General features: G+C 72.2%; 22 protein-coding genes. 18 read left to right on the forward strand and 4 right to left on the reverse strand.

Going from position 1 to position 25,318, the window contains the following annotated elements:
- The first annotated feature begins 136 nt into the window (after positions 1 to 136).
- The 7 genes from NON00_RS10300 to NON00_RS10330 all read left to right on the forward strand — a co-directional run bounded on the left by NON00_RS10300 (position 137) and on the right by NON00_RS10330 (position 10,348).
- On the forward strand, positions 137 to 1,210 hold the full coding sequence (locus NON00_RS10300) for an ABC transporter ATP-binding protein (protein WP_256020361.1): 1,074 nt from the start codon (positions 137 to 139) through the stop codon (positions 1,208 to 1,210).
- Complete coding sequence (locus NON00_RS10305; RefSeq protein WP_256020363.1) at positions 1,207 to 3,279, forward strand: hydantoinase/oxoprolinase family protein; 2,073 nt, start codon at positions 1,207 to 1,209, stop codon at positions 3,277 to 3,279. Before NON00_RS10300 ends, NON00_RS10305 begins: the two co-directional genes overlap by 4 nt.
- Positions 3,276 to 5,273, forward strand: a complete 1,998-nt coding sequence (locus tag NON00_RS10310) for a hydantoinase B/oxoprolinase family protein (protein ID WP_256020366.1) — start codon at positions 3,276 to 3,278, stop codon at positions 5,271 to 5,273. Before NON00_RS10305 ends, NON00_RS10310 begins: the two co-directional genes overlap by 4 nt.
- A 2-nt stretch (positions 5,274 to 5,275) precedes the next feature.
- A complete protein-coding gene (locus tag NON00_RS10315) occupies positions 5,276 to 6,316 on the forward strand; it encodes an extracellular solute-binding protein (protein ID WP_256020368.1) in 1,041 nt (346 codons plus the stop codon).
- Positions 6,316 to 7,122 carry an ABC transporter permease gene (locus tag NON00_RS10320; RefSeq protein WP_256020371.1) on the forward strand — a complete coding sequence of 269 codons (807 nt, stop codon included), beginning with the start codon at positions 6,316 to 6,318 and terminating at the stop codon, positions 7,120 to 7,122. Before NON00_RS10315 ends, NON00_RS10320 begins: the two co-directional genes overlap by 1 nt.
- A gap of 1 nt (position 7,123) precedes the next feature.
- Complete coding sequence (locus tag NON00_RS10325; protein ID WP_256020373.1) at positions 7,124 to 7,933, forward strand: ABC transporter permease; 810 nt, start codon at positions 7,124 to 7,126, stop codon at positions 7,931 to 7,933.
- A 99-nt stretch (positions 7,934 to 8,032) separates the two neighbouring features.
- Positions 8,033 to 10,348: a heavy metal translocating P-type ATPase gene (locus tag NON00_RS10330; RefSeq protein WP_256020375.1), complete on the forward strand. Its 2,316-nt coding sequence runs from the start codon at positions 8,033 to 8,035 to the stop codon at positions 10,346 to 10,348.
- Here NON00_RS10330 and NON00_RS10335 read toward each other — a convergent pair.
- A complete protein-coding gene (locus NON00_RS10335) occupies positions 10,345 to 11,067 on the reverse strand; it encodes a carboxymuconolactone decarboxylase family protein (protein ID WP_256020378.1) in 723 nt (240 codons plus the stop codon). The genes NON00_RS10330 and NON00_RS10335 overlap by 4 nt on opposite strands.
- A 62-nt stretch (positions 11,068 to 11,129) precedes the next feature.
- On the reverse strand, positions 11,130 to 11,687 hold the full coding sequence (locus tag NON00_RS10340; RefSeq protein ID WP_256020381.1) for a flavodoxin family protein: 558 nt from the start codon (positions 11,685 to 11,687) through the stop codon (positions 11,130 to 11,132).
- Positions 11,688 to 11,818: 131 nt separating this feature from the next.
- Between NON00_RS10340 and NON00_RS10345 the strand changes: the two genes are divergently transcribed.
- A complete protein-coding gene (locus NON00_RS10345) occupies positions 11,819 to 12,727 on the forward strand; it encodes a LysR family transcriptional regulator (protein WP_256020384.1) in 909 nt (302 codons plus the stop codon).
- Between the two features lie 32 nt (positions 12,728 to 12,759).
- Here the strand turns inward: NON00_RS10345 and NON00_RS10350 are convergent, their stop codons facing one another.
- Positions 12,760 to 13,653, reverse strand: coding sequence for a LysR family transcriptional regulator (locus NON00_RS10350; protein ID WP_256020386.1), 894 nt, complete (start codon positions 13,651 to 13,653; stop codon positions 12,760 to 12,762).
- Between the two features lie 192 nt (positions 13,654 to 13,845).
- Here NON00_RS10350 and NON00_RS10355 point away from each other — a divergent pair, with 192 nt between their 5' ends.
- From NON00_RS10355 to NON00_RS10375, 5 genes are all read left to right on the forward strand, one after another.
- Positions 13,846 to 14,292, forward strand: a complete 447-nt coding sequence (locus NON00_RS10355) for a (2Fe-2S)-binding protein (RefSeq protein ID WP_305123291.1) — start codon at positions 13,846 to 13,848, stop codon at positions 14,290 to 14,292.
- A gap of 12 nt (positions 14,293 to 14,304) precedes the next feature.
- Positions 14,305 to 16,572, forward strand: coding sequence for a xanthine dehydrogenase family protein molybdopterin-binding subunit (locus NON00_RS10360; protein WP_256020391.1), 2,268 nt, complete (start codon positions 14,305 to 14,307; stop codon positions 16,570 to 16,572).
- On the forward strand, positions 16,569 to 16,937 hold the full coding sequence (locus NON00_RS10365; RefSeq protein WP_256020394.1) for a c-type cytochrome: 369 nt from the start codon (positions 16,569 to 16,571) through the stop codon (positions 16,935 to 16,937). The genes NON00_RS10360 and NON00_RS10365 overlap by 4 nt, the downstream gene beginning before the upstream one ends.
- 283 nt (positions 16,938 to 17,220) lie before the next feature.
- Positions 17,221 to 17,691 carry a cyclophilin-like fold protein gene (locus NON00_RS10370; protein ID WP_256020397.1) on the forward strand — a complete coding sequence of 157 codons (471 nt, stop codon included), beginning with the start codon at positions 17,221 to 17,223 and terminating at the stop codon, positions 17,689 to 17,691.
- 48 nt (positions 17,692 to 17,739) lie between these two features.
- Positions 17,740 to 18,756, forward strand: coding sequence for a zinc-dependent alcohol dehydrogenase family protein (locus NON00_RS10375; RefSeq protein WP_256020399.1), 1,017 nt, complete (start codon positions 17,740 to 17,742; stop codon positions 18,754 to 18,756).
- On the opposite strand, the gene NON00_RS10380 is transcribed toward NON00_RS10375, so the two are convergent.
- Positions 18,734 to 19,996 carry an MFS transporter gene (locus NON00_RS10380; RefSeq protein WP_256020402.1) on the reverse strand — a complete coding sequence of 421 codons (1,263 nt, stop codon included), beginning with the start codon at positions 19,994 to 19,996 and terminating at the stop codon, positions 18,734 to 18,736. The two genes, NON00_RS10375 and NON00_RS10380, sit on opposite strands and share 23 nt — an antisense overlap.
- An 82-nt stretch (positions 19,997 to 20,078) precedes the next feature.
- On the opposite strand from NON00_RS10380, the gene NON00_RS10390 reads away from it, so the two are divergent.
- From NON00_RS10390 to NON00_RS10410, 5 genes are all read left to right on the forward strand, one after another.
- Positions 20,079 to 20,921, forward strand: coding sequence for a LysR family transcriptional regulator (locus NON00_RS10390; RefSeq protein ID WP_305123292.1), 843 nt, complete (start codon positions 20,079 to 20,081; stop codon positions 20,919 to 20,921).
- The gene (locus tag NON00_RS10395; RefSeq protein ID WP_256020404.1) at positions 20,915 to 21,823 is read left to right on the forward strand and encodes a LysR substrate-binding domain-containing protein; all 909 of its coding nucleotides are present in this window, start codon (positions 20,915 to 20,917) and stop codon (positions 21,821 to 21,823) included. The genes NON00_RS10390 and NON00_RS10395 overlap by 7 nt, the downstream gene beginning before the upstream one ends.
- A 125-nt stretch (positions 21,824 to 21,948) precedes the next feature.
- Entirely contained in the window at positions 21,949 to 22,986 is a 1,038-nt protein-coding gene (locus NON00_RS10400) for a tripartite tricarboxylate transporter substrate binding protein (RefSeq protein WP_256020407.1), read from the forward strand.
- A complete protein-coding gene (locus tag NON00_RS10405; RefSeq protein WP_256020410.1) occupies positions 22,983 to 24,017 on the forward strand; it encodes a zinc-binding dehydrogenase in 1,035 nt (344 codons plus the stop codon). The genes NON00_RS10400 and NON00_RS10405 overlap by 4 nt, the downstream gene beginning before the upstream one ends.
- Complete coding sequence (locus tag NON00_RS10410) at positions 24,014 to 24,730, forward strand: DUF4286 family protein (protein ID WP_256020412.1); 717 nt, start codon at positions 24,014 to 24,016, stop codon at positions 24,728 to 24,730. The genes NON00_RS10405 and NON00_RS10410 overlap by 4 nt, the downstream gene beginning before the upstream one ends.
- Positions 24,731 to 25,318: the final 588 nt, after the last annotated feature.

Here is a 25,318-nt window from a genome sequence, read left to right on the forward strand (position 1 = left end):
CACTGTGGAACCGGTCGCGCCAAGGGGAGGTTTGTGCAAAAAGTCACGTAAAATAGAAAAAACACAAAATCCTGGAATTGCCGTGGGCGGGGGAGGCCGTTAGCCTCCCCCGGACGCGACCTCCGGGAGGATCCGCTTGCCTGCTGCCGCCGCGCAAAATCCCGCGCCCCTGGTGCTGGAGGGAGTCTCGCGCCGCTTCGGCGCCACGATGGCCGTCCATCCGCTGGACCTGCGCCTGGAAGGCGGGGAGATGCTGGCTCTGCTCGGCCCTTCCGGCTGCGGCAAGACCACCACCCTGCGCATCGTCGCCGGCTTCGAGGCACCGGACCAGGGCCGCGTCCTGATCGGTGCCGAGGATGTCACGCCATTGCGCCCGGCGCGGCGCCGCCTCGGCATGGTGTTCCAGGGCTATAGCCTCTTCCCGCATATGACGGTGGCCGAGAACATCGCTTTCGGCCTGCGCATGCAGGGCCTGCCCCGGGCGGAGCGCGCGGCGCGCGTCACGGCCATGCTCGACATGGTGCGCCTCGCCCCGCTCGCCGCGCGCTATCCCCGCCAGCTGTCGGGCGGGCAGCAGCAGCGCGTGGCGCTGGCGCGCGCCCTCGTCACCAATCCGCGCGTGCTGCTGCTGGATGAGCCGCTGGGCGCGCTGGACAAGAATCTGCGCGAGGAAATGCAGTTTGAGATCCGCGCGCTGCAGCGCCGCCTCGGCATCACCGCGCTGCTGGTCACGCATGATCAGGAAGAGGCGCTTTCGATGAGCGACCGCGTCGCGGTGATGCGCGCCGGCCGCATCGTGCAGCAGGACACCCCCACGGCCATCTATGAGCGGCCGCGCACGCGCTTCGTCGCCGCCTTCCTGGGCACGGCCAACCTGCTCGCCGGGCGGGCGGAGGCCGGGCGGCTGCATCTTCCCGGCGGTGCCCATCTGGCGCTTCCGGCCCCGGCCGAGGGCCCCGCGCTGCTCTCCATCCGGCCCGAGCGGCTGCGGCTGGGCGCGGCGGCGCATGGGCTGGAAAACCAGGTTCCCGCGACACTGCGCGGCACGGCTTTCCGCGGCAGCGCCACGCTGTGCGAGCTGGAGGCGCCGCTGCTGGGGCAGGTGGTCTATGCCGCCGTGCCCGCCGGTGGCGCCATCCCGGCGCCGGGGGAGAGCGTGCCGCTGGGCTGGGCGGCGGCGGATGGCGTGCTGGTCGGGGATGATCCGTGAACGAAGCTGTTGTCCAGGAGGCGCGGGCGCGCATCGGCATTGATGTCGGTGGCACCTTCACCGATTTCGTGCTCTTCGATCCCGCTGCGGCGCGGCTGCTGCGCCACAAGCAGCCCAGCACGCCGGAAGACCCCTCCCGCGCCGTGGCCGAGGGGCTGGCGGCGCTGCTGGAGGCGGCGGGGCTGGGGCCGCAGGCGGTCGGGCTGCTGATGCATGGCACCACCATCGGGCTGAACGCGGTGATCCAGCGGCGCGGCGCGCGCATCGCCCTGCTGGTCACCGAGGGCTTTCGCGATGTGCTGGAGATCGGCCGCAGCCGCATGCCCTCCTCGCTGAATTTCCACGCGCGCAAGGAGGAGCCCCTGGTGCCGCGCGCGCGCGTGGTGGAGATCGCCGCGCGCTTCGATGCCAGCGGCCGCCCGACGCGCTGGCCCGATGCAGCGGAACTGGACCGCGCCGCCGCCGCGCTGCGCGCCCTGGCGCCGGAGGCCGTCGCGCTGATGCTCATCAACGGCTATGCCGCGCCGGAGGCAGAGGCCGAACTGGCCGGGGCCCTGGCCAGCCGCCTGCCGGGGCTGCCCGTCTCCTCCGCCGCCGCGCTCTGGCCTGAGATCCGCGAATATGAGCGCAGCCTCGTTGCCTGCATGAATGCCGGCATTCAGCCGCTGATGCTGCGCTATTTCGACCGGCTGCGCGAGCGGCTGGCCGGGCAGGGCATCCGCGCGCCGGTTTTCGTCACCGCCTCCAATGGCGGTTCGCTCAGCCTCGCCACGGCGCGGGCGCGGCCGGTGGAGACGCTGCTCTCCGGCCCGGCCTCCGGCGTCATGGCGGCGACGCGGCTGGCGCGGCAGGCCGGCGTGCCCCGCATCATCACCTTCGACATGGGCGGCACCAGCAGCGACATCGCCATTGCCGCCGATGGCGAGCCGGAATTCGCCACCCGCACCGAGATCGGTGGCCTGCCGCTGGTGCTGCCGGTGGTGGCGGTCAGTGCCATCGGCGCCGGGGGCGGCTCGGTGCTGCGGGTGGATGCGCAGGGCGTGCTGAAGGTGGGGCCGGAAAGCGCCGGCGCCGATCCCGGCCCGGTGGCCTATGGCCGGGGTGGCACGCGGCCCACGGTGACGGATGCCTATCTCGTCACCGGGCTGATCGACCCGGCGCGTTTCCTGGGCGGGCGCCTGGCGCTCGACAGCGCGGCGGCGCACGCGGCCCTGCGGGAGATCGCGGAGGGGCTCGGCCTCACCGGGCCTGACGCGGCGGAGCGTGCCGCCTGGGGCGCGCTGCGCGTCGCCACGGCCGGGATGGTGACGGAGATGTTCAAGACCCTGGCCAGCCGCGGGCTGGATCCGGCGCAGTTCGCGCTGCTGCCCTTCGGCGGTGCGGGCCCGACCCATGCCAATCTGCTGGCCGAGGAAGCCGGCCTCGCCACGGTGCTGGTGCCCGCCGGCGCGGCCACCTTCTGCGCCTTCGGTGCCGTCTCGGCCGATCTGCGGCGGGATTATGCGCGCAGCCTGCGCCGCCGCCTGGATGCGGAGGGCGCGGCCCTGCTCGCCGCCCGCCTCGCCGCGCTGGAGGAGGAGGCGCGCGGCTGGCTGGCCGGGGAGGGCGGTCTGGCCCAGGACGCCACGCTGCGCCGCGCCGCCGATATGCGCTATGCCGGGCAGGCCTATGAACTGCGCGTGCCGCTCGACGGTGTGGCGCCGGAACCGGCGGCGCTGGCCGAGGCTTTCCACGCCGTGCATGAGCAGCTCTACGGTTTCCGCGACAGGACGGCCACGGTGGAGGTCGGCACGGCACGGCTGGCCATCATCGGCCAGGTGGCGCCGGTGCCGCTGCCGGAACTGCCCGCCGCCACGCAGCCGCTGCCCCCCGCCGCCACCCGCGCGGTGTTCCTGGGCGAGGGCTGGGTGCGGGCGGCGGTGCATGACCGCGCCAGCCTGCGCGCCGGCCATGTCATCGCCGGCCCCGCCATCATCGAGCAGGCGGACACCACCACCCCCATCCTGCCCGGCTGGCGCGCCGTGGTGGACGGGCTCGGCAATCTCGGCCTGGAGAGGGCGGCGGCATGAGGCTCGATCCCGTCATGCTGGAAATCCTCGGCAACAAGCTCACCGCCGCGACGGAGGAAATGGGGCTGACGCTGCAACGCGTGGGCCGCACCCTCTACGTCAAGGAGACGGCGGATTTCTGCTGCGCCCTGGCGGGGCTGGATGGGCGCTTCTTCGCCTATCCGCGCTCCATCGGCGTCTCCGGCTTCGTCGGGCTCGACTGCCTGCCCGCCATCGCGGCGGTGGGGGAACTGGCCCCGGGCGATGTCATCCTCACCAACGACCCCTATCGCTCGCGCGGTCTGGCGACGCATCTGCCGGACCTGCATGTCATCGCGCCCTGTTTCCATGAGGGGCGGATCGTCGCCTATGCCTGGGCCTTCCTGCATTGCTCGGATGTCGGCGGGCGCGTGCCCTCCTCGATCTCTCCCACCAACAGCGAGATCTTCCAGGAGGGGCTGCAGATCCCGCCGCTGCGGCTGGTGCGCGGCGGCGCCATCGTGCCCGAGGTGGAACTGCTCTTCCGGGCCAATTCCCGCACGCCGGACGCCAATATGGGCGATATCCGCGCCATGCTGGCGGCGCTGGAGGTGGGGCGCGCGCGCATCGCCCGCATCATCGCCCAGCATGGGGCCGAGGCGCTGCTCGCCGCCCAGCAGGATCTGCCCGACTATGCCGAGCGCCGCGCCCGCGCCGTGCTGGCCGCGCTGCCTGAGGGCGAGTTCCGCTTCGTCGATTACCTGGACAGCGATGTCGTCTCCGACCTCCCGGTGCGCCTGGCCGTGGCGCTGCGCCTCGCCGGTGGCGGCATCGAGATCGACTTCACCGGCACGGACCCGCAGCTGGCGGCGGCGATGAACATCCCGAGCGTGGGGCAGGTGCATCCCTGGCTGACGCTGCGCGTCATGGCGCTGGTGGCCACGCGCGACCCCGGCGTGCCGCTGAATGCCGGGCTGCAACGGCCGATCCGCATGATTGCCCCCGAAGGCACGGTGGTGAACCCGCTGCCCCCCGCTGCCGTGGGTGTGCGCCATGCCGCCTGCGTGCGGGTGAACGACCTGCTGAACGGTGCCCTCGGCCTCGCCGCGCCGGAGGTGATGACGGCGGCGAACAGCGGCATGATCGTGCCCGTCGTGGTGGCGGAGCCGGATGGCCAGGGCGGGCGCAATGTGCAGGTGGTGGAGCCGATGACCGGCGGCACCGGCGCGCGGCGCGGCGCCGATGGCACGGATGGGCGCGACCCTTCCATCTCCAACCTCGCCAACAACCCGGTGGAGACGGTGGAGGCCGAACTGGCGCTGGAAGTCGAGCGCTACGCCCTGCGTGCTGACTCCGCCGGCCCTGGCGAATGGCGCGGTGGCTGCGGGCTGGAACTGGTCTTCCGCATCGGCGCCGAGGGCAGCCTGGTGCTGGCGCGCGGCATGGAACGCGCCCTGTTCCGCCCCTGGGGCACGGCCGGGGGCGGGCCGGGGGCGGCGGCGGAGTTCACCGTGCTGCGCGAGGGCGCGCTGGACGAGACCCTGCGCCGCGTGGACATGCTGGAACTGCGCGCGGGGGACCGGATCCGCCTGCGCACCGCCGGTGCCGGCGGCTATGGCGAGCCGTTCCGCCGTGACCCCGCCGCCGTGCTGCACGATCTGCGCCAGGGTCTTGTCTCGCCGGAGGCGGCGGAGCGCGACTATGGCGTTGTGCTGCGCGAGGGCGTGCCCGATCTGGAGGCCGACCTGGAGGCCACCGCCGCGCGCCGTGCCCGGGGCGGCGCGACGGCCCCCTGGGGCAGCGCGCGCGAGGCCTGGGAGGCGGTCTTCACCGGGGCGGCCATGGCGCGCCTCTCCGCCGCGCTGGCCGCCCTGCCGCTGGCGCGGCGCCAGCCGGTGCGGCGTGCATTGTACGCCGCCGTGCTGGCGCATCTGCCAGCGGATTTCCCCGCCGCCCCCGCACCCGCCGTGGCCCTGGAAGCCGCGCGGCGGGCGCTGGCCACGCAACTCGACCACATCGCTCCCGAAGGAGGCTGACCATGGCTCTCTGGACACGTCGCGGGCTTGCCGGCGCTACGGCCGCGCTGGGCCTCTCCGCTCTGCCGCATCGCCCGGCGCGGGCGCAGGGGAAGAGCATCACCGTCACCGCCCTCGGTGGCATCTGGGAAGAGGCGGTGCGCACCTGCTTCGCCCAGCCCTATGAGAAGGCCACCGGCAACCGCGCCCAGGTGCTGATCGGCAGCCCGACGCAATGGCTGGCGCAGATCGAGGCCAATCCGGCCCGCCCACCCATCGATGCCCTCGTCACCATCCCCGATCTCGCCATCGCGGCGGTGCAGAAAGGGCTGGTGGAGCGCTTCACCGTGGAGAAGACGCCCAACCTCGTCCACACGCCGGAGGAGTTCATCGCCCCGCTCGACGGGCATGGCGTGCTCTTCGACTATGGCGTGGCGGGCTTCACCTTCCACAAGGGGCGGGTGAAGCAGCCGCCGAAATCCTTCGCCGAATTCGTCGAGCGCACGGCGAAGGGGGAGTGGCAGGCCTCGCTGCCCGGCATCGGCTACGCGGTGACGCCGATCATGCTGATCTGGGCGATGGCCAAGGCGCTTGGCGGCGGGGTGGACAATGTCGATCCCTTCTTCGAGGCGGTGCGGAAGATGGGCCGCAACGTCTCCTTCTGGAACAGCCCGAACGACTTCGAGAATGCCCTGGCCAGCGGCGATGCCGATATCGGCATCTATTTCGATGGCCGCACCTGGGCCTGGAGCGACAGCGGCGCCAGCTTCGCCGGCTTCCTGAACCCGAGCGAGGGTGGCTCGATCAATGCCATCGCCATTCAGAAGCCGAAGAATGCCAGCGAGGAGGCCTGGCCCTATCTCGACATCATGCTGAGCGCCGAGGCGCAGCTGGCCTTCGCGAAGAAGCTGAACTACGGCGTCACCAACCGCCTCGTGGTCTATCCGCCGGGCCTGGCCGAGCGCATCACCCCCTGGCAGCAGGCGGCCTTCCCGCCCTATGCCGAGATCGCGGCGAAGCGCGCCGCCTGGGTGGACCGCTGGAACCGCGAGATCCGCCGCTGATGCGCCGGCTGCTGCCGCTCGCCCCGGCCCTGCTTTTCCTGGCCGGGTTCTTCGTGCTGCCGATGCTCGATATCGTCGGGCGCAGCATCACGGCGGCGGATGGCAGCCTGACCCTGGCGCGCTACGCCCTGCTCTTCGGCGACGCCTTCTATCTGCGTGCGATGGCGGAGACGCTGGCCCTCTCGGCCGGCGTCACGCTGCTCTGCGTGCTGGCCGGCTATCCGGTGGCCTACTACCTCGTGCGCCATGCCGGGCGCTGGCGGGGGGTGATCCTCTTCACCCTGGTCGCGCCGCTGCTCACCTCCATCATCATGCGCACCTTCGGCTGGCAGGTGCTGTTCGCGCGCCGCGGGCCGGTCAACCTGCTGCTGGAGGGGCTGGGGCTGGTCGAGGCGCCCATCCGCTTCACCGGCAGCCTGGGCATTGCCATCGCCGCCCTCGTCCATGTGTTGCTGCCCTTCATGGTGCTCTCCATCACCCCGGTGCTGCAGAGCATTGACCGGCGGCTGGAGGAGGCAGCGGCCATCCTCGGCGCCGGGCGTTTCCGCGCCTTCCTGGAGGTGACGCTGCCGCTCTCCTGGGAGGGTATCCTCACCGGCTGCATCCTGGTCTTCATGGTCGCCAATGGCAGCTTCGTCACGCTGCTGCTGCTGGGCGGCGGGTTGCAGACGCTGCCGCTCCTCATCTACCAGCAGTTCAACACGACGCGGGATTTCGGCATGGTCAGCGCCATGAGCACGGTGCTCCTCCTCCTCGCCCTGGCCTGCCTGGCGCTGCAACTGCGCCTGGTGCGGAAGGGCGGCTGAGATGCGCCGCGCGGACCCCGCCCTCTGGCTGCTGCGCGCCGTGGTGGCGCTCTTCATCCTGTTCATGCTGGCGCCGATCCTGGTGGTGGTGGCGCTCTCCTTCACCTCCGCCGGCTATGTCGTTTTCCCGCTGCCGGGGCTGTCGCTGCGCTGGTTCGCGCGCATGCTGGACTACGCGCCCTTCCTGCAGGGTCTCCGGGTCAGCCTGCAGGTGGCGCTGGGGGCGACGCTGCTTTCCGTGCTGCTCGGCGTGCCGGCCAGCCTCGCCCTGGCGCGCAGCCACCACCCGGCGGCTCTCGCGGCCATGACCTTCCTGCTCTCGCCGCTCTCCATGCCAATGATCGTCTTCGGCTTCGCGGCGCTGTTTTTCCTCTCGCGCATCGGCCTCGGCCTGTCGCTGCCGGCGCTGCTGGTGGCGCATGGCTGCGTCTGCCTGCCCTATGTGGTGCGCGTCACCGCCGCCGCCTATCGCGGCCTGCCTCCGGCGCTGGAGGAAGCGGCGGAGGTGCTCGGCGCCTCGCGCGCGGCGGTGCTGCGCCATGTCGTCCTGCCGCTGCTGCGCCCGGCGATTGCCGCGGGGTCGCTCTTTTCCTTCCTCGTCTCCTTCGACAACCTGCCGCTCTCCTTCTTTTTCGGCAGCCCCGGCACCAACACCCTGCCGGTGGTGATGCTGAGCTATGTCGAGCAGCAATTCGACCCCGCCATCGCCGCCATCAGCACGGCGCAACTGGCGGTGGCGGTGCTGCTGCTGGTGCTGGCGGACCGCTTCTACGGCCTGGGCCGGCTGGTCGGGCAGGAGGGCGGCGGCTGAAGCGCGCGGCGCGGCTTGATCTGCGCCAAGCCGCCACAACCCGCGCCGTGCCATGCTGCCCCCCGCCCGCGCGACGCGGGCAGGGGAAGGCCAAACGCCATGCGCCGCTATCTGCTTCTTGCCTGGGTTGCCCTGGGTCTCGCCGCCGGGCTTGCGCTGCATGGCCTGGGCCTGGGCCTGGGCCTGGGTCTGGGCTGGGGGGAAGCGGCCTCCTGGGTCTGGGCCGCCGCCGCCCTGCCGGTGGCGGCGCGGGTGGCGCTGGATCTGGCGCGCTCGCTGCTGGGCGGACGGCTCGGGGTGGATGGCATCGCCCTCGCCGCCATCCTCGGCGCCCTGGCCCTGGGGGAGAATGCCGCTGCCGCGGTGATCGGCCTGATGGTCGCGGGCGGCGAGGCGCTGGAACGCTGGGCCGAGGGCCGCGCCACCCGGGCGCTGAGCGCGCTGATGGCCCGCGCGCCCCGCCGCGCCGCGCGCATCCGGGGTGAGGCGGTGGAGGAAATCGCGGTGGCGGAGATCCGCCCCGGCGACCTCCTCCTGCTGCGCCCCGGCGAGACCGTGCCGGCCGATGGCACGCTGGAGGATGCCGCCGCCACGCTGGATGAAAGCGCCCTGACGGGCGAACCCCTGCCGGTTTTGTTCCAGTCCGGTGATGCGCTGCGCAGCGGCGGGGTGAATGCCGGCGGCGCCTTCCGCCTGCGCGCCGCGCGGGAGGCCGGGGCCAGCACCTATGCCGCCATCCTGCGCCTGACGCAGCAGGCCGCCGCCGCCCGCGCGCCCCTCACGCGGCTGGCGGATCGCTGGGCGCTGGGCTTCATCGCCATCACCGCCCTGGTGGCGGGCGGCGCCTGGGCGCTGAGCGGTGATCCGCGCCGTGCCCTGGCCGTGCTGGTGGTGGCCACGCCCTGTCCGCTGATCCTGGCCGCCCCCGTGGCGCTGGTGGCGGGGATCGGCCGTGCCGCGCGCCGGGGCATCGTCGTGAAGGGGGGTGGCGCGCTGGAGCGGCTGGCGCGCATCCGCACCGTGGTGTTCGACAAGACGGGCACGCTCACCCCCGGCCGCCCGCGTCTGGCCACGCTGGATGCCGACCCGGCGCTGGGGCGCGAGGCCGCGCTGCGCCTGGCGGCGGCGCTGGCCCAGGGCTCGACGCATCCGGTCTCCGCCGCGCTGGTCGCCGCCGCGCGGGCGCAGGGCCTTGCCCTGCCGCTGCCCGGGGCGGTGGCCGAGCAGGCGGGTGGCGGCCTGTCCGGCCGGGTGGAGGGCCGCGCCCTGCTGCTGGGGGCGGAAGGCTTCCTGCGCGCCGCCGGGGTGGAGCCGCAGGCGGGCTTCCGCGTCGCCGCGCAGGTCTCGGCCGCCGCCGGGGCGGTGGCGTGGCTGGCGGTGGAGGGGCGGGCCATGGCCGCCTTCGTCATGGCCGACGGGCTGCGGCGGGAGGCGCCGCGCGCCGTGCGGCGGCTGCGCGCCCTGGGGGTGCGGCGCATCGTGCTGCTCACCGGTGACCGTGAGCAGGCCGCCATCCCCGTCGCCCGCGCCCTGCGGCTGGACGCGCTGCGCGCCGGCCAGTCCCCGGCGGAGAAGATCGCCGCAGTGCGGGAGGAAGCCGCGCGCGCCCCCACGGCGATGGTGGGAGACGGGGTGAACGACGCCCCCGCCCTGGCCGCCGCCGATGTCGGCATCGCCATGGGCGCCGCCGGCACCGCCGCCGCGGCCGAGGCGGGGGATGTGGTGCTGCTGGTGGACCGGGTGGACCGGGTGGCGGAGGCGGTGGCCATTGCCCGCCGCTCCCGCCAGGTGGCGCTGCGGGCCATGGGTCTGGGCATGGGGCTGTCGCTGCTGGCCATGGCGGCGGCGGCGGCGGGATGGCTGGCGCCGCTGGCCGGGGCGCTGGTGCAGGAGGGCATCGATGTCTTCGCCATCCTCTATGCCCTGGCCGCGCTGCGCCCGGGGCCGGAGGAGGCCGAGGCCGCCGGCCTGCCCGCCGCCGCCGGCCTGGAGGCACGGCAGGAGGAGCATACGGGGCTGCGCCAGCTCGCCGATGCGCTGCGCGACGCCGCCGAGGCGATCGACCCCGTGGCCGGTGCCACGCTCCCGCTGGGGCCGCTGGAGGCAAGGCTGCGCGAGGAGCTGCTGCCCCATCAGTGGGAGGAGGAGCGGACGCTTTATCCCGAGGCCGCGCGCCGCCTGGGCGGGCAGGACCCGATGGCGCCGATGGTGCGCATGCATGCGGAGATCGAGGCCCTGGCCGAGCGGGTCGCGGCGCTGCTGCGGCTGGGGGAGGGGGGCGCCGGCTGGGCCGCCATCGCCCCCGAACTGCGCCATACCCTGGTGACGCTGGAGGCACTGCTCCGCCTGCATCTCGCCGTGGAGGAGGAGATGCTGGCGGGCTTCACGGCCGAGGCGCCGCCCGGCCCCGGCTAGGCCGGCTGTGCCGCCAGGATTGGCTTCGCCGCGAGGGTGGCGCGGATGGCCAGGCCCCAGCCGCCATAGAAGGCGACATGCGCCAGCGCCTCGCCGAATTCCTCCGCCGTCACGCCCAGCCGCAGGGCGCGGCCCAGATAGGACGGGAAGAACTCCGCCTGGCCGAGCGTGGCCAGGGCGGCCAGCGTGGCCAGGGCGCGGTCCCGCGGCGTGAGGCCGGGGCGGCGCCAGACCTCGCCTTCCAGGAGATCCCCGGTGAAATGCGCCAGGGCGGGCGAAACCGGCGCCAGCGTCTCCGCCAGGAAGGCGGCGCGCGCGGCGCTTTCCGCCGGGGCGGGGGGCGGCAGCAGCGCGGGCGAGACCTCGGGCAGCTGCGCGGCCGGGATGCCGCGCTGCGCGAAGATCTCCCGCACCACCGGCATCGCGCCGAAGGCGCTGGGCCAGCCGGCGTAGAAGGCGAGATGGGTGAGCAGCTCCGATACCTCCGCCCCTGTCAGCCCGCTGTCCAGCGCCTTGTTGACATAGTGCGGATAGGCCAGGGCCGCGTTGCGCGACACCAGGATCGCGAGCGTGACGAGCGCGCGGTCCCGTGGCGCGAGGCCCGGCCGGTGCCACAGCTCGCCCACGATCCGCTCCTGCGTGTAGGGGACCAGGACCGGGGAGACAGCCCCGATCATGGCGAAGAGCGGGGCGGTGTCATGTCCTTCATTGGTCGCCATGGCGGCGGGATCCCTGTGCTGGATGCCGGAAAGGGGGAGGGGAAGAGGCGGGACGCGCCGCCTCAGGCCTTGCCGCGCAGCAGTTGCGCCGTCACCTCGGCGACGCGCTGGCCCAGATGGGCGGCGGTCTTCAGGTCGCTCTCGATCGGCGTCACCTCGGGGGAGGCGTCGTCGGACTGCGCCATGGCGCCGAGCCAGCCGCCGATGCGGTTCATCTCGGTGCTGCTCTTGCCGGGGAAGAGGTCGAGCCCGACCCAGATCATGCCGTGCTGCGCCGCGAAGAGGGCCATGGAGACCAGGGCATTCAGCTTGTCGCCATGCATGGCGCCGGAATTGGTGAAGCCGGCGGCCACCTTGTTGCGCCATGCCTGCGGCAGCCAGGCGGCGCGCGTCGAGGCTTCCATGAACGCCTTCAGCCGGGCGCTGATCAGGCCGTTATAGGTGGGGGAGCCGAAGATGATGGCATCGCTGGCGGCCAGCCGCGCCCAGTCGGCCTCCCCGTCCGCCACGGCCAGCAGCAGGGCCTCAGCCCCCGCCACGCGCGCCACACCCTCGGCCACATGCCGGGCCAGCTTCGCCGTGTGGCCATAGCCGCTGTCATAGACGATTGCGATTTGCATGGATCCGCTCCTTGGGATGGGGCCGCGCGTGGCGGGGTCTCCGGTGGGCGGTACGATATCGGCGATTTCAGATTTGCAGTGCGGACAAGATCTCCGATATTTGTATCCTGAAAGGAACCAATGCGGCAGCCATGAGGGATCATCTGGACGGTGTCGGGGTCTTCGTCGAGGCGGTCGAGGCGGGGGGCTTCGCGCGCGCGGCGGAGCGTCTGGCGCTCAGCCGCTCCGCCGTGGGCAAGAGCGTGGCGCGGCTGGAGGCCCGGCTGGGCACGCGCCTCTTCCACCGCACCACGCGCACGCAGCAGCTCACCGAGGACGGGCAGATCTATTACGAGCGCTGCCTGAAGGCGCTGGAGGAACTGCGCGCCGGGGAGTCCCTGATCGATTCCGGGCGGCGGGAGGTCGTGGGGCCGCTGAAGGTCTCGATGCCCCGCCTCTTCGGGCGGCATTGCGTGGCGCCGATCCTGCTGGACATCGCGCGGGAGCATCCCGGGCTGGAGCTGGACCTGCGCTTCAGCGATACCCTGGTGGACATGATCGGCGAGCGCTTCGACCTCGCCATCCGCAATGGCGCGCCCGGCGAGGGCGGTGCCCTGAGCACGCGGCGGATCGCCACCCAGGCCAAGATCATCTGCGCCGCGCCCGCCTATCTCGCCGCGCGCGGCCTGCCGCGCGGGATCGAGGAACTGGCGGCGCATGACGCCTTGGTCTATTGGCGCGGCGAGCGGCTCTTCCCCTGGACCCTGCCCGATGCCACGGGGCGGCTGGTCGAGGCGAAGCTGCGCTGGCGCCTGCAATCGGACGACCATGAGGCGATTGTCGAGGCCGCCACGCAGGGCATGGGGCTGGCCTGGGTGCCCGCCTGGCTCGTGCGCGCGCAGCTGGCCGCCGGGCAATTGGTGGTGGTGCCCGGCTTTCCCTCGCCGCCGCTGGAGAGCTTCGCCGTCTGGCCCGGCGCGCGGCACCTGCCCCTGCGGCTGCGGGTGGCCATTGACCGGCTGGCGCGGGAGCTGCAATCGCGCATCGACCTGCCCGCCTGATGATCATGCCGGAGAAACAGGGGCTGGATTGATCATTCGCCCTGGCGCAGCGCGTCGATGACCACGCGGAGGCCGGGCAGGTTCTGCCGCCGGCTGGGGTAGTAGATGTAGTAGCCCTCGAAGGGTGGCGACCATTCTTCCAGCAGCGCGACCAGCCGGCCATCGTCGAGATGCGGCCGGACGAGGTCCTCCGGCATATAGGCGATGCCATAGCCTTTCACGGCGGCATCGATCATCGCGTAGTTCGTGTTGAAGGTCAGCTGGCCATTGACGCGGACGCGGAGTTCCTTGCCGTCGCGCTCGAATTCCCAGGCATAGAGCCCGCCCGCCCGTGCCTGGCGCAGGTTGATGCAATTGTGCCGCACCAGATCCTGCGGATGCTCCGGTGCCGGGTTCTGCGCCAGATAGCCGGGCGAGGCCACGGCGATCAGCCGCCAGTCCGGCCCGATGCGCACGGCGATCATGTCCTTCTCGATGCTTTCGCCGAGGCGGATGCCCGCATCGAAGCCTTCCTCCACGATGTTGCGGAAGCCGTTGTCGATGTTCAGTTCGACCTTGAGATCCGGGTAGTTCGCCAGCACCGGCGCCAGTTTCGGCCAGACGGTGCTGCGGAAGGCGTGGTCCGACAGGGTGATGCGCAGATGCCCCGCCGGCTTCTCGCGGAATTCCATCAGCGAGGCCATCTCGATCTCGATATCCGCCAGCCTCGGCGCCAGCACCTGCCGCAGCCTTTCCCCCGCCTCGGTGGTGGCGACGCTGCGGGTCGTGCGTGTCAGCAGGCGGATACCCATCCGCATTTCCAGCCGCTTGATGGTGTGGCTGAGCGTGGACTGGGTAACGCCGAGCTTCGCGGCGGCCTTGGTGAAGTTTTTCTCGTCAGCGACAGCAAGAAACCAAAGGAGATCGTTAAAATCTTCCTTGAACATGAAAGCCTCTCTCATTCTTTTCGCGGTATTTATCGATGGCCTCGATAAAGCTTAGAGATTTTCCGCGCTAATTCGGGGGCTCCCGCGTGCCTAGCTTGGGAGGCGTCCCACGCCTGCCCCGGCGCCTACACCGGCCCCTGCCACCCCGTTCCCGCACCCTGCCCCGCGGAGCGGCCCCTGAAGGAGAGTTTGATGGAGCTGAGCATTAACGGTTCCAAGCGCAATGTCGAGGCGGAGCCCGATACCCCGCTCCTCTGGGTTCTGCGCGACGAACTCGGGATGACCGGGACGAAGTATGGCTGCGGCCTCGCGCAGTGCGGCGCCTGCACGGTCCTGGTGGACGGGCAGGCCACGCGCTCCTGCGTCACGCCCGTCGAGAGCGTCGCCGGCAGCGCGATCATGACCATCGAGGCCATCGAGCAGGATCCGGTGGGGAAGAAGGTCGTCGAGGCCTGGGTGGCGAGCCAGGTGCCGCAATGCGGCTACTGCCAGTCCGGCCAGGTGATGGCGGCCACCGCCCTGCTGAAGCAGAGCCCGAAGCCCAGCGAGGACGAGATCGCCGGCGCCATGGTCAATCTCTGCCGCTGCGGCACCTACAACGCCATCGCCGCCGCCGTGCGGCAGGCCGCCCAGGGCTGAAGGGGAAGCGCGATGAATGAGATGAGCCAGCGCTTCCTGCCCCAGCGCTTCCTGGCCCAGGCCCAGGCGCCGCGCGCCGTGGCGCGGCCGGTGAACCTGTCCCGCCGTGGCCTGCTTGGCGCCGCCGCCGGGGCGCTGGTGCTGGGCGTCACCCTGCCGGGCGGGCGCGCCCGGGCCCAGGCCGCGGCCCCGGCCATCGTGCCGGGCACGCGCGTCAATGCCTTCCTGGCCATCCGGCCGGACAGCACCGTCCTGTTCCGCAGCCCCTTCATCGAGGGGGGGCAGGGCATCTTCACCGCCATGGCGCAGATCATCGGTGAGGAACTGGATATCGACCCGGCGCGCTTCACCCTGGAAGGCGCCCCGCCGGGGCCGGACTATCTGCTGATCGGTGGCGGGGCCCGCTTCACCGGCGGCAGCATGTCGGTGCGGATGAGCTATGAGGCGATGCGCAAGCTTGGCGCCTCGGCGCGGCTGATGCTGCTGCAGGCGGCCTCGGCGCGGCTCGGCGTGCCGGTGGCCGCGCTCTCCACCGAGCCGGGGCGCGTGCTGCATGCCGCCTCCGGCCGGGCCCTGGCCTATGGCGAGATCGCCGCCGAGGCCGCGAAACTGCCCGTGCCGCCCGCCCCGGCGCTGCGTTCACCCGCCGAGTTCCGCTGGATCGGCAAGCGCGTGCCGCGCCTCGATGTGCGCGACAAATCCACCGGCCGCGCGCAATACACCATCGACCTGACGCTGGAGGGCATGCTGCTCGCGGCGGTGCAGCACAGCCCGCGCCTGGGCGAGCAGCCCGGCGCCCTGGCCAATGAGGCCGAGGTGCGCGCCATGCCGGGCGTGCACTCCATCCACCGCCTGCCGGGCGCCGTGGCCGTCCTGGCCTCCAGCTGGTGGCGGGCGCGCCGCGCGGTCGAGGCGCTCCAGGTCACCTGGACCGCGGCCCCCGCCGGCACCGCGGCCGCCATGCCGGCGGATTTCTCCTCCGAGGCCCACAAGGAGAAGCTGAAGGGCATGGCCGGGGAGGGTGTGGCCTTCGAGGCGGTGGGCGATGCCGCCGCCGCCATGGGCAAGGCCAGCCGCGTGGTCGAGGCCACCTATGACGCGCCCTACCTGGCGCATGGCCAGCTGGAACCGCCCTCCGCCCTGGTGCGCTGGAACCAGGATGGCACGCTGGAGATGTGGATCCCCAACCAGGCGCCGGAGATGTTCCAGGCCGCCGCCGCCCAGGTGGCCGGGATCCCGCCGGAGAAGGTCATCCTGCATTCGCCGATCCTCGGCGGCTTTTTCGGCCGGCACTTCCTCTATGCCTCGGCCAATCCCTTCCCGCAGGCCATCCTGCTCTCCAAGGCGGTGGGCCGCCCGGTGAAGCTGATCTGGAGCCGCGAGGAGGAATTCCTGCGCGACGCGCTGCGGCCGGCCAGCGTGGCCCGCTTCCGCGCCGGGCTCGATGCCAGCGGCCTGCCGGTGGCGCTGCAGGCCGTGGCGGTGGGCGAGGGTGCAGTGAGCCGCTGGTTCGGCCGCCAGCCGGACAAGGTGGACAGTTCCGCCGTCGAGGGCATCGCGGGGAAGGTCTATGCCATCCCGGACCTGCGCGTCGGCCAGATCCATGTCGATGACCCGGCGGTCATCGGCTTCTGGCGCTCTGTCGGCCACTCGATGAACGACTTCTTCTACGAGACCTTCTTCGACGAAATGGCCGATGCCGGGCGGCAGGACCCCTATGAGCTGCGCCGGCGGCTGCTGGCCAGCAGCCCGCGCCACAAGGCGCTGCTGGAGGCGGTGGCCGATCTCTCCGGCGGCTGGAAGCGTGGCCCCTTCCAGGTGGCGGATGGCACGCGGCGCGCGCGCGGCGTCGCCATGGCCTCGCCCTTCGGCTCCGAGGTCGCGACCATCGCCGAGGTCTCTCTGCGTGATGGCGAGGTGGTGGTGCATGATGTCTGGGTCGCCATCGACCCCGGCAGCATCGTCAATCCGGCGGTCATCGAGTCCCAGGTGAATTCCGCCGTGGCGCTCGGCCTCTCCTCCGCGCTGCTGGAACAGGTGGTCTATGAGAAGGGCGAGCCGCAGGCGCGCAACTTCGATGGCTACCCCATCCTGCCGCCGGACCGCATGCCGCGCGTGCATGTGCGCATCGTCGAGAGCGGCGCGCCGATGGGTGGCATTGGCGAACCCGGCCTGCCGGGGGTGCCACCGGCGGTGGTCAATGCCATCGCGGCCCTGACCGGGCGGCGCATCCGCAGCCTTCCGCTCTCCAAGGTGGACTTCAAGGGGATGCAGGGGTGAGGCCGCTTCTCCTGGCCATGCCTCTCCTGGCCACCATCCTCAGTCCCGGCGCCACCCGCGCGCAGGAGGCCGAGGCGGAGGGGCAGCGGCTGTTCCAGCAGCGTTGCGGCGCCTGTCACCAGGTGGCGACCACCCGCAACGGCGTCGGCCCGCATCTGCAGGGGGTGATGGGGCGGGCCGCCGGCAGCGTGCCGGGTTTCTCCGCCTCGCCCGCATTGCGGAACTCCGGCATCACCTGGAGTGCGGAGACGATGGACGGCTTCCTGGCCAACCCCACGGCCACGGTACCCGGCACGCGCATGGCCCAGCGCTTCGCCAATGCCGAGGAGCGGCGCGCCATCATCGCCTTCCTCGGCACGCGCTGAGCGGGGCCACCCTCCCGCCCGGCTCCGCACGGGGCCGGGCGGATTACCCCCGCGGCGTGGATAGGTCCAAGCGATCCGCCGCCGGTAATGCCACCCGGCGCGCCCTGCTAGCTTTCACCCGGAGGGCGGGCGGCATGGCCAGGGCCGCCACGCCGGAACCGAGGTGCAGCGTGACCCATTGCCTGAAGACAGCACCGGCCCCCGATGGCCTCCCCGCCGGGTGGGGCTATTTCCTCCCGGATCCTCCGCCGCCAGGAGCCGCGCGGGGAGGGCAGGCCCCGTCATGAAGGCCCCGCCATCCATCCCCCTGACCCGCCGCGCGGGCCTGGCCGCGGCTCTCGCCGGCCTCGCCCTGCCACGCGCCGCGCGGGCCCAGCCTTCCAGCCCGGCGCGGGAGCGACCCATGCAGATCCGCTTCACCTTCCACGACCGCCGCTTCACCGCCACGCTGGCGGACAACCCCTCGGCGCGCGATCTCTTCTCCCTGCTGCCGCTCGATCTCCAGATCGACGACTACGCGCAGAACGAGAAGATCGCCTATCTCCCGCGCAAGCTGACGGAGGCGGGCAGCGGCCCCTTCTCCGGCGAGGCGCCCGGGGATTTCTGCTACTATGCCCCCTGGGGCAATCTGATCTTCTTCCATGCCGGCTACCGCTACTCCCGCGGGCTGATCCGGCTCGGGCGGATCGAGGAGGGCACGGCGCCCCTCCTGCTGCGCGGCCAGTTCCCGCTGCGCGCCGAGCGCCTGGGCTGAGCGCCTGGGCTGAGCCTGCGCCGCGCCTTCACCACAAGGAGAACACCCATGCTTGCCACCGTCCTGCACGGCCCTGGCGATGTGCGCTATGAGGCCGTCGCCGAGCCGAAGATCCTCAAGCCGACGGATGCCATCATCAAGCTCTCGGCCACCTGCATCTGTGGTTCCGACCTCTGGCCCTATCGCGGCCTCCAGAAGATGGAGGGGCCGGCCCATATGGGCCATGAATATTGCGGCATCGTCGTCGAGGTCGGCAGCGCCGTGACGACGGTCCGCCCGGGGCAGTTCGTCGTCGGCTCCTTCTGCATCTCGGACAACACCTGCCCGCATTGCCGCTTCGGCTTCCAGTCCTCCTGCGAGCAGCGCGAATTCATGTCCGGTGCACAGGCGCCCTATGCCCGCGTGCCGCTCGCCGATGGCACGCTGGTGCCAACCCCCGAGATCCCGCCGGATGATCTCATCCCCAGCCTCCTCGCCACCTCGGACGTGCTGGGCACCGGCTGGTATGCGGCCGATGCCGCGCGCGTGCAGCCCGGTTCCACGGTGGTGGTGGTGGGCGATGGCGCGGTGGGGTTGATGGGCGTGCTGGCAGCCAGCCAGATGGGGGCGGGCCGCATCATCGCCATGAGCCGCCACAAGCGCCGGCAGGAACTGGCGCTGGAATACGGCGCGACCGACATCGTCGCCGAGCGTGGGGAGGAGGGTATCCGCCGCCTCCGCCAGATGACGCGCGGCGTGGGGGCGGATTCCGTGCTGGAATGCGTCGGCACCCAGGAATCGATGCAGCAGGCCATCCAGTGCGCCCGCCCGGGCGCCATGATCGGCTATGTCGGCGTGCCGCATGGCGTGCAGCTGGATGGCCAGTCGCTCTTCTTCTCGCAGACCGGCATGATGGGCGGGCCGGCGCCGGTGCGCCGCTTCCTGCCGCACCTAATGGACCTCGTGCTGACGCGGCGCATCGATCCCGGCAAGGTCTTCGACCTGGATATCCCGATCGCCGACGTCGCGGCGGGGTACAAGGCGATGGATGAGCGCCGGGCGATCAAGACCCTGCTGCGGGTCTGACGGGCTCCTGATCCTGCGGTTCCCGGCCTTCCCGGGCCGGGAGCCGCAGGAGGCGGGGCACCAGCAGCCCCACCGGCAGGACCAGCAGGCCCCAGGCCAGCCCATAGCCCCCGGCATCGACGACCGCGCCGAAGGCGAGGGGGGCCAGCGCCATCGCGATCATGCACAGCGTGCTGGAGAAGCCGACCGTGGTGGCGATGGCGTTTTTCGGCGCGATCTCGGCGATTTGCAGCAGGTAGAGCGGGAACCAGCCAATGCCGAAAATGCCGAGCAGCGCCAGCACCGGGTAGAGCGCCCAGGCGGGCGTCTCTGCCGGCAGCAGGGCATAGAGCGCCGTCAGGGCCGTGCAGAGGGCCATGACCCAGCCCAGGCAGTGTTCGCGCCGGCCGGGCCAGAGGCGGTCCACCACCATCGGCAGCAGGGCGCGGCTGGGGATGCCGGTGAACTGCACGATGGCGAAGAGCGCCGCCGCCGCCACCAGCCCGAGGCCGAAACGCTCCGCCATGAAAGCGATGGCGCTGGCGGTGAAGGTGAACTGGAAGGAGGACATCGCGATGCCCGCGCCGAGCACCGGCCAGAAGGCCGGGTCTCGCCCCAGCACCGCCAGCAATTGGCGCAGCGGCAGGGGAGGCGCCTTGCGGCTCTCGGCCAGGTCGCCCTCGCGATAGAAGGCCCAGAAGAACAGGCCCCCGGCGATGCCGATGCCACCCTGGGCCAGCAGGGCGGCGCGCCACCCGCCGCTGGCCGCCAGCAGCGGCAGCAGCATGGCGGCGAGGGCGGTGCCGAGCGGCACGGCCGCCTGGCGGAAGCCGGTGGCCAGGCCCCGGTGCCGTGTTGGAAACCAGCGCAGGATGGCCCGCGTGCCGCCCGGCTGCACGGCGGCGTAGCAGACCCCAAGGAGCAGCAGCGCCAGCAGCAGAGAGGCGTATCCCGTGGCCAGCATGGCGCCGGCCATGGCCATCAGCCCCATGCCGGCCATGGCGATGGCGACGACCGCGCGCTCCCCATGCCGGTCGATCAGGCGGCCCAGGGTGAAGAGGGAGAGGATCTGCCCCCCGTTCATCACCGTGACAGCCAGCGCCGCCTCGGCCTGGGAGAGGCCGAAAGCCTCCCGGAAGACGGGCACGAGGGTATAGACCCCCTGCGAGACGATGGAGCCCGCGGTCTGCGCCGCGACGGCGAGGCCAAGGATGGTCCAGAGCTGCGCGCCCGGACCGGAAGAGGCGGTGGTGGTGGACATGCCGGCAGGATGCCGCCGCCCTGGCCATTGCAGAACGCGGCGAAATCCGCTTTCAGTGATTTCGGATTGATATGGTTGCCCCATGCGTGGCCTGGACCCCGACGCCCTGCATGCCTTCGTCCTCGTGGCGGAGCTGCGCAGCTTCACCCGCGCGGCGCAGGTGCTGAACAGCAGCCAGGCGGCGGTCAGCCTGAAGCTGCGCCGGCTGGAGGAGCGCCTCGGCCAGCGCCTGCTGGAGCGCACGCCGCGCTCGGTGCGGCTGTCCGGCGCGGGGGCTGCCTTCCTCGATCTCGCGCGGCAGGTCGTGGAGGCGCATCGCCGCGCGGCGGAGGCCTTCGTCGCGAAGCCCAGCCGCCTTGGCCTTGGTCTCAGCCATCATATCGTGGGTGCGGAGCTGCCCGGGCTGCTGGCGCGGCTGGGTGGCGGCACGGTGCTGGAATTGCGGGTGAGCGGCACGCGCGATCTGCTGGACCGCTACGATGCCGGGGAACTCGATGCCGTGGTGGTGCTGCGGCATGATGAAAGCCGCCGCGGGGGGGAGGTGCTGCTGCGCGAGGCCTTCGCCTGGATGGCCGCCCCTGGCTTCTCCCTGCCGCCCGGCCCGCTTCCCCTGGTGACCCAGCCGGAGCCCTGCCACCTGCGCGCCATGGCGGTCGGGCGGCTGGCGGCGGCGGGGCTGCCCTGGCGGGAGGCTTTCGTCGGCACGGGCGTCGCCACGGTGGGCGCGGCGGCGGCGGCGGGGCTGGGCGTGGTGGCCCTGGCCCGGCGCGTCGCGCCCGCCGGCGCGGTGGAGGCCGGGGCGCGGCTCGGCCTGCCGCCCCTGCCGGCGCGCGACCTCGTGCTGCATTCGCGCATCGCCGGCGAGGGGAGCGGGATGCTGCGGCGGCTGGTCGAGGCTATCCGCGCGACGGGCCGGCCATGCTGACCCTGCGCCAGATCGAGGTGTTCCGCGCCGTGCTGCGTGCCGGCACGCTGGTGGGCGCGGCGCGCGAACTCGGCATCGCCCAGCCGACCGCCAGCCGCATCCTGGCGCGGGTGGAGGATGTGATGGGCCTGCCGCTCTTCGAGCGCGCCGGGGGCCGGCTGCACCCCACCGCCGAGGCCCGCCGCATGCTGGAGGAGATCGACCGCGCCTATGAGGCGCTGCGCGCCGCCGTGGGCCGCGCCGCCGAGGCCGCGCGGCTGGGCGAGAGCCGTTTCCATGTGGGCGCCTCGCCCAGCCTGGGGCGCATGCTGGTGCCGGCCGCCCTGGCCGGCCTGACGCAGCGCCACCCGGAACTGTCCCTGCACCTGGATGTGCTCTCCGTCAGCCAGGTGGCCACCTATCTGACGGAAGGGCCGGGGGAGGTGGCCGTCACCCTCTTCCCCATCGCCCAGGCGGGGCTGCGCAGCGCCCGGGTGGGCCGCGGCGCCCCGGTGGCGCTGGTGCCGCGGGACTGGCCACTCGCCCGCCGGGAGGTGCTGCGGCCGGAGGATCTGCGCGGCCTGCCGCTGGCGGTGTTCGAGGGCTGGTCCGTCCATGGGCAGGTGCTCAATGCCTTCCTGGCGCAGGCGGGGGTGGTGCCGGGGCGGCGGCACCATGTCCGCTTCGCCGACAGCGCCGCCGCCCTGGCCGAGGCCGGCCTTGCCGTCGCGGTGATCGACCCCTTCAGCGCCCTGTCCGCGCGGCGGGACCGCCTGGCCGTGCTGCCCACCAGCGGGGAACGCGGCTTCGAGGTCTATGTCCACCGTGTGGTGGACCGCGTGCAGGGCCGCTTCCTGAAAACCTTCGAGGCCCTTCTGGCGGAAGGGATCGCCGCGCTGCCGCAGGCCATGGCCATGCCCTGAGGCTATGGCCCGCCGCAGCAATGTCGGTTGCGGCGGGCGGCCCGCCGGGCTCTAACCCCGCCCCATGGGTCATGGCCGCGCCCCCCGCGCGGTCGAGAGAATCCACAGACCAGGAGGAAGCAGGTATGCCCCCTGCCGACCGATTCCCGCTCTCCCCGGAAGGGCTGCCGCTGCGCCGCCGTGGCCTGCTGCGCGGCGCCGCCGCCCTGGGTACCGTGACCCTGGGTGCGGCCGCGTGGCTGCCCGGCGCGGCCCGCGCCCAGGAGGCCTGGCCCAGCCGCTCGCCCACCATCATCGTGCCCTTCGCGGCGGGCGGTGGCGTCGATGTCGCCACCCGCACCATCGCCGAGAAGGCGGGGGATGTCCTGGGCAAGCGCCCGGTGATCGAGAACCGCGGCGGTGGCAGCACCATCCCGGCGACCCAGGCAGTGACCCGCGCCCAGCCCGATGGCTATACCCTGCTGGCGGTGCCGACGACGACGGTGATCAACCCCGCCTTCCGCAGCGATATTCCCTATGACTGGAAGACGGCGCTGGAGCCGGTCGGGCTGGTCGCGCGGCTGCCCTTCGTGGTGGTGACGCGCCCGGCCTCGCCCGTGCGCACCATGTCGGAGCTGGCGGAGGCGACCCGCAAATCCGGCCAGCCGCTGACCTTCGGCTCCGGTGGCACCGGCACGGTGGCGCATCTGGCGGGCGAGCTCTTCGGCCTGCGCACCGGCATCGAGACCCAGCACATTCCTTATCGTGGCGAGGCCCCGGCGCTGACGGACACGATCAGCGGCAATCTCGACGTGATGTTCTGCACCCTGGCCTCGGCGGCGGGGCAGATCGCCAGCGGCACGCTGAAGGCGCTGGCTGTCACCACGGCGCAGCGCGTGGCCAGCCTGCCGGAGGTGCCGACCGTGGCCGAGCAGGGCTTCCCGGGTTACGACGTCTCCGCCTGGGTGGCCCTGGCCGCGCCGCGCGGCACCCCCGCGCCGGTGATCACGGTGCTGAACCAGGCCTTCAGCGCGGCCACGCGCGACGAGGCGGTGGCCAGCCGCCTCGGCACGCTCGGCGCCGTGCCGGCCTGGGGCAGCCCCGCCGAGCTGACCCGCTTCATGGAGGCCGAGGCGCAGCTCTGGGCCAAGGTGATCACCGACGCCAAGGTGCGGATGGAATGACCATGCTGGCCCTGCGCAAGACCGCCCCGCGCCCTGGCCTCGACTTCGCCGAACTGCCCGAGCCCGTCGCGCAGCCCGGCGAGGTGCTGGTGGCCGTGGAGGCCGCCGGCATCTGTGGCACGGATGTGCATATCGCCGAATGGACCGCCGGCTATGAGTCGATGACGGCCGGCATGCCGGTCACCATCGGCCATGAATTCGCCGGGCGGATTGTCGCCCTGGGCGAGGGGGCGCTGGGTGTCGCGATGGGGCAGCGGGTGACGGTGCGCCCCTCCACCGTCTGCGGCCGCTGCGCCGCCTGCACGGCAGGCCACCCGGATGGCTGCACCGGCCGCAGCGGCATTGGCATCGGGCGGGATGGCGCCTTCGCCGCGCTGGTGCGCGTGCCGGCGCTGAACTGCGTTGCCGTGCCGGAGGGGCTGGATGCCGAACTGGCGGCGATGACCGAGCCGCTCAGCGTCTCCCTGCACGCGGTGGATCTGGCCGAGGTGCGGCCGGGGCAGCGCGTGCTGGTGCTGGGGCCGGGGCCGATCGGCCTTGGCATCGCCCTCTTCGCCGAGGCGGCGGGGGCCGAGGTGGTGCTGGCCGGGGTGGGCGATGCCGCGCGCCTCGCCACGGCCCGCGCGGTGTGTGGCGCCACGGCCATCGACCTGGCCGGTACCGACCTGCCGGCTGCCCTGGCTGCCGCCGGGCAATCCGCCCCCTTTGACGCGGTGATCGAGGCCGCCGGGGCCACCCCGGCCATCGAGGCGGGGCTGCTGCGGCTGCGCAAGGGCGGGCGGCTGGTGGTGGCGGGCATTCATGCCCGGCCGGCGCCCATCGATCTGACGCGGCTTGTGCGCATGGAGCAGAGCATCCACGGCGCCTACCGCGCGCCGATCGCCGACTGGTCCCGCGTGCTGGCGTTCATGCTGCGGAATACGGAGAAGGTGCGCGCCATGGTGACGCACCGCCTGCCGCTGGCCGAGGCGATGCGGGGCTTTGCCCTGTCGCAGAGCCGCGAGGCTGCGAAGGTCATTCTGCGGCCATGACACCGCCGGCTTTCCTGGCGCTGTGGAATGGCGTGCTGCCGGGGTGGGAGGCCGAATACGAGGCCTGGCACAGCCAGGAGCACGCGCCCGAGCGGCTGGGTGCCCCCGGCTTCCGTGCCGCCCGCCGTTACCGGGCCGAGGCGGGGGCGGGCTACTTCACGCTCTATGAGCTGGAGGGGCTGGAGGCGCTCGATACCCCGGCCTACATGGCCCTGGTGCGCGAGCCGACCCTCTGGTCGGCCCGGATGCGCCCGACGCTGACCGATTTCCGCCGCCTGCCATGCCAAACTCTGGCCGGGGGGTGCTTCGGCCGGGGCGGGGCGCTGGCGACGCTGCGCCTGCCCGGCCAGGGAGCGCCGGAGGCCGTGCGGGCCGTGGCGGAGCGGGCCATGGCCGAGGGCGCTCTGCTGGGCTTCCTGCTGGGCGAGGCCGCGCGGCTTGGCCAGTCCTATGAGGCTTTCCCTCAGGCGCGCCCGCCGGAAGCGGAAACCCTTCTGGTCCTGGAGGCCAGCGAGGCGGGCCTGCTGCCGCCGGCTGTCGAGGCCTGCCGGCAGGCCTGGCCGGTGGGGGGAGGGGAGGCCGGGTTCTGGCGCGCCCTGCAATTCCTTCGCCGCGAGGAATTGCCGGATCCCTCGCTGGAGCGCCAGCCGCCGCGGGATACGCTGCGGCGGCATTGGCTGTGTGCCGCGGAAGACATTGTTCCAGAAGGATAAGGGCCTGGGATTTCCGGTCGGGTGGCCACTTGTGATGAGGCAGGCGGCAAAAAGCCGTTTGACACTGAGGTTCTGAGGTCCTAGAAGGCGCGCCCCTGCTGGTGGTTTGGGCGATGAGCTTGGGTTGTTGGTGGGGCTGCTGAAGAAAAACTTCGGTGGTGGTGTTGACGGGCAAAGTAATCGCCGCTAAACACCGCTCAACGCCGACGAGTTCTTCTGAGGCGCTGAAGGCTGAGACTGAAAATTCTGCTTGACGCTGAGGCGGATGTAGGATAGAAGGTCTCAACGCTGATTTAAAATTGCATCGGGTTTTCTTGGAATTTGTGGATGCATTATGGTTTGGCTGATTGGCTGAGCTGTTGTGTGTTTTGCTGGGGTGGCTGAGGTTTTTGGCTGCCTGGGTGGGATGCGCGGCTGGTGCTTGGGCTTTGGGCGATTGCCTGAGGTTTGGGTGTTGGGGCTTGGTTGGGCTGGACTGTGATGGGTCAGCGATGAAGAGTTTTGGAGAGGCCTCGAGGTTTGCTGCTTGGTTTTGGCTGAGTGGTGAGCTGATGAACTTGAGAGTTTGATCCTGGCTCAGAGTGAACG

The sequence above is a fragment of the Roseomonas sp. GC11 genome, assembly GCF_024437745.1.
GTDB lineage: Bacteria > Pseudomonadota > Alphaproteobacteria > Acetobacterales > Acetobacteraceae > Pseudoroseomonas.

Coding starts and splice junctions, on each gene's coding strand:
- NON00_RS10310 (WP_256020366.1), top strand. CDS start 3,276: ATGAGGCTCGATCCCGTCATGCTGGAAATCCTCGGCAACAAGCTCACC.
- NON00_RS10315 (WP_256020368.1), top strand. CDS start 5,276: ATGGCTCTCTGGACACGTCGCGGGCTTGCCGGCGCTACGGCCGCGCTG.
- NON00_RS10320 (WP_256020371.1), top strand. CDS start 6,316: ATGCGCCGGCTGCTGCCGCTCGCCCCGGCCCTGCTTTTCCTGGCCGGG.
- NON00_RS10325 (WP_256020373.1), top strand. CDS start 7,124: ATGCGCCGCGCGGACCCCGCCCTCTGGCTGCTGCGCGCCGTGGTGGCG.
- NON00_RS10330 (WP_256020375.1), top strand. CDS start 8,033: ATGCGCCGCTATCTGCTTCTTGCCTGGGTTGCCCTGGGTCTCGCCGCC.
- NON00_RS10335 (WP_256020378.1), bottom strand. CDS start 11,067: ATGGCGACCAATGAAGGACATGACACCGCCCCGCTCTTCGCCATGATC.
- NON00_RS10340 (WP_256020381.1), bottom strand. CDS start 11,687: ATGCAAATCGCAATCGTCTATGACAGCGGCTATGGCCACACGGCGAAG.
- NON00_RS10345 (WP_256020384.1), top strand. CDS start 11,819: ATGAGGGATCATCTGGACGGTGTCGGGGTCTTCGTCGAGGCGGTCGAG.
- NON00_RS10350 (WP_256020386.1), bottom strand. CDS start 13,653: ATGTTCAAGGAAGATTTTAACGATCTCCTTTGGTTTCTTGCTGTCGCT.
- NON00_RS10355 (WP_305123291.1), top strand. CDS start 13,846: ATGGAGCTGAGCATTAACGGTTCCAAGCGCAATGTCGAGGCGGAGCCC.
- NON00_RS10360 (WP_256020391.1), top strand. CDS start 14,305: ATGAATGAGATGAGCCAGCGCTTCCTGCCCCAGCGCTTCCTGGCCCAG.
- NON00_RS10370 (WP_256020397.1), top strand. CDS start 17,221: ATGAAGGCCCCGCCATCCATCCCCCTGACCCGCCGCGCGGGCCTGGCC.
- NON00_RS10375 (WP_256020399.1), top strand. CDS start 17,740: ATGCTTGCCACCGTCCTGCACGGCCCTGGCGATGTGCGCTATGAGGCC.
- NON00_RS10380 (WP_256020402.1), bottom strand. CDS start 19,996: ATGTCCACCACCACCGCCTCTTCCGGTCCGGGCGCGCAGCTCTGGACC.
- NON00_RS10390 (WP_305123292.1), top strand. CDS start 20,079: ATGCGTGGCCTGGACCCCGACGCCCTGCATGCCTTCGTCCTCGTGGCG.
- NON00_RS10395 (WP_256020404.1), top strand. CDS start 20,915: ATGCTGACCCTGCGCCAGATCGAGGTGTTCCGCGCCGTGCTGCGTGCC.
- NON00_RS10400 (WP_256020407.1), top strand. CDS start 21,949: ATGCCCCCTGCCGACCGATTCCCGCTCTCCCCGGAAGGGCTGCCGCTG.
- NON00_RS10405 (WP_256020410.1), top strand. CDS start 22,983: ATGACCATGCTGGCCCTGCGCAAGACCGCCCCGCGCCCTGGCCTCGAC.
- NON00_RS10410 (WP_256020412.1), top strand. CDS start 24,014: ATGACACCGCCGGCTTTCCTGGCGCTGTGGAATGGCGTGCTGCCGGGG.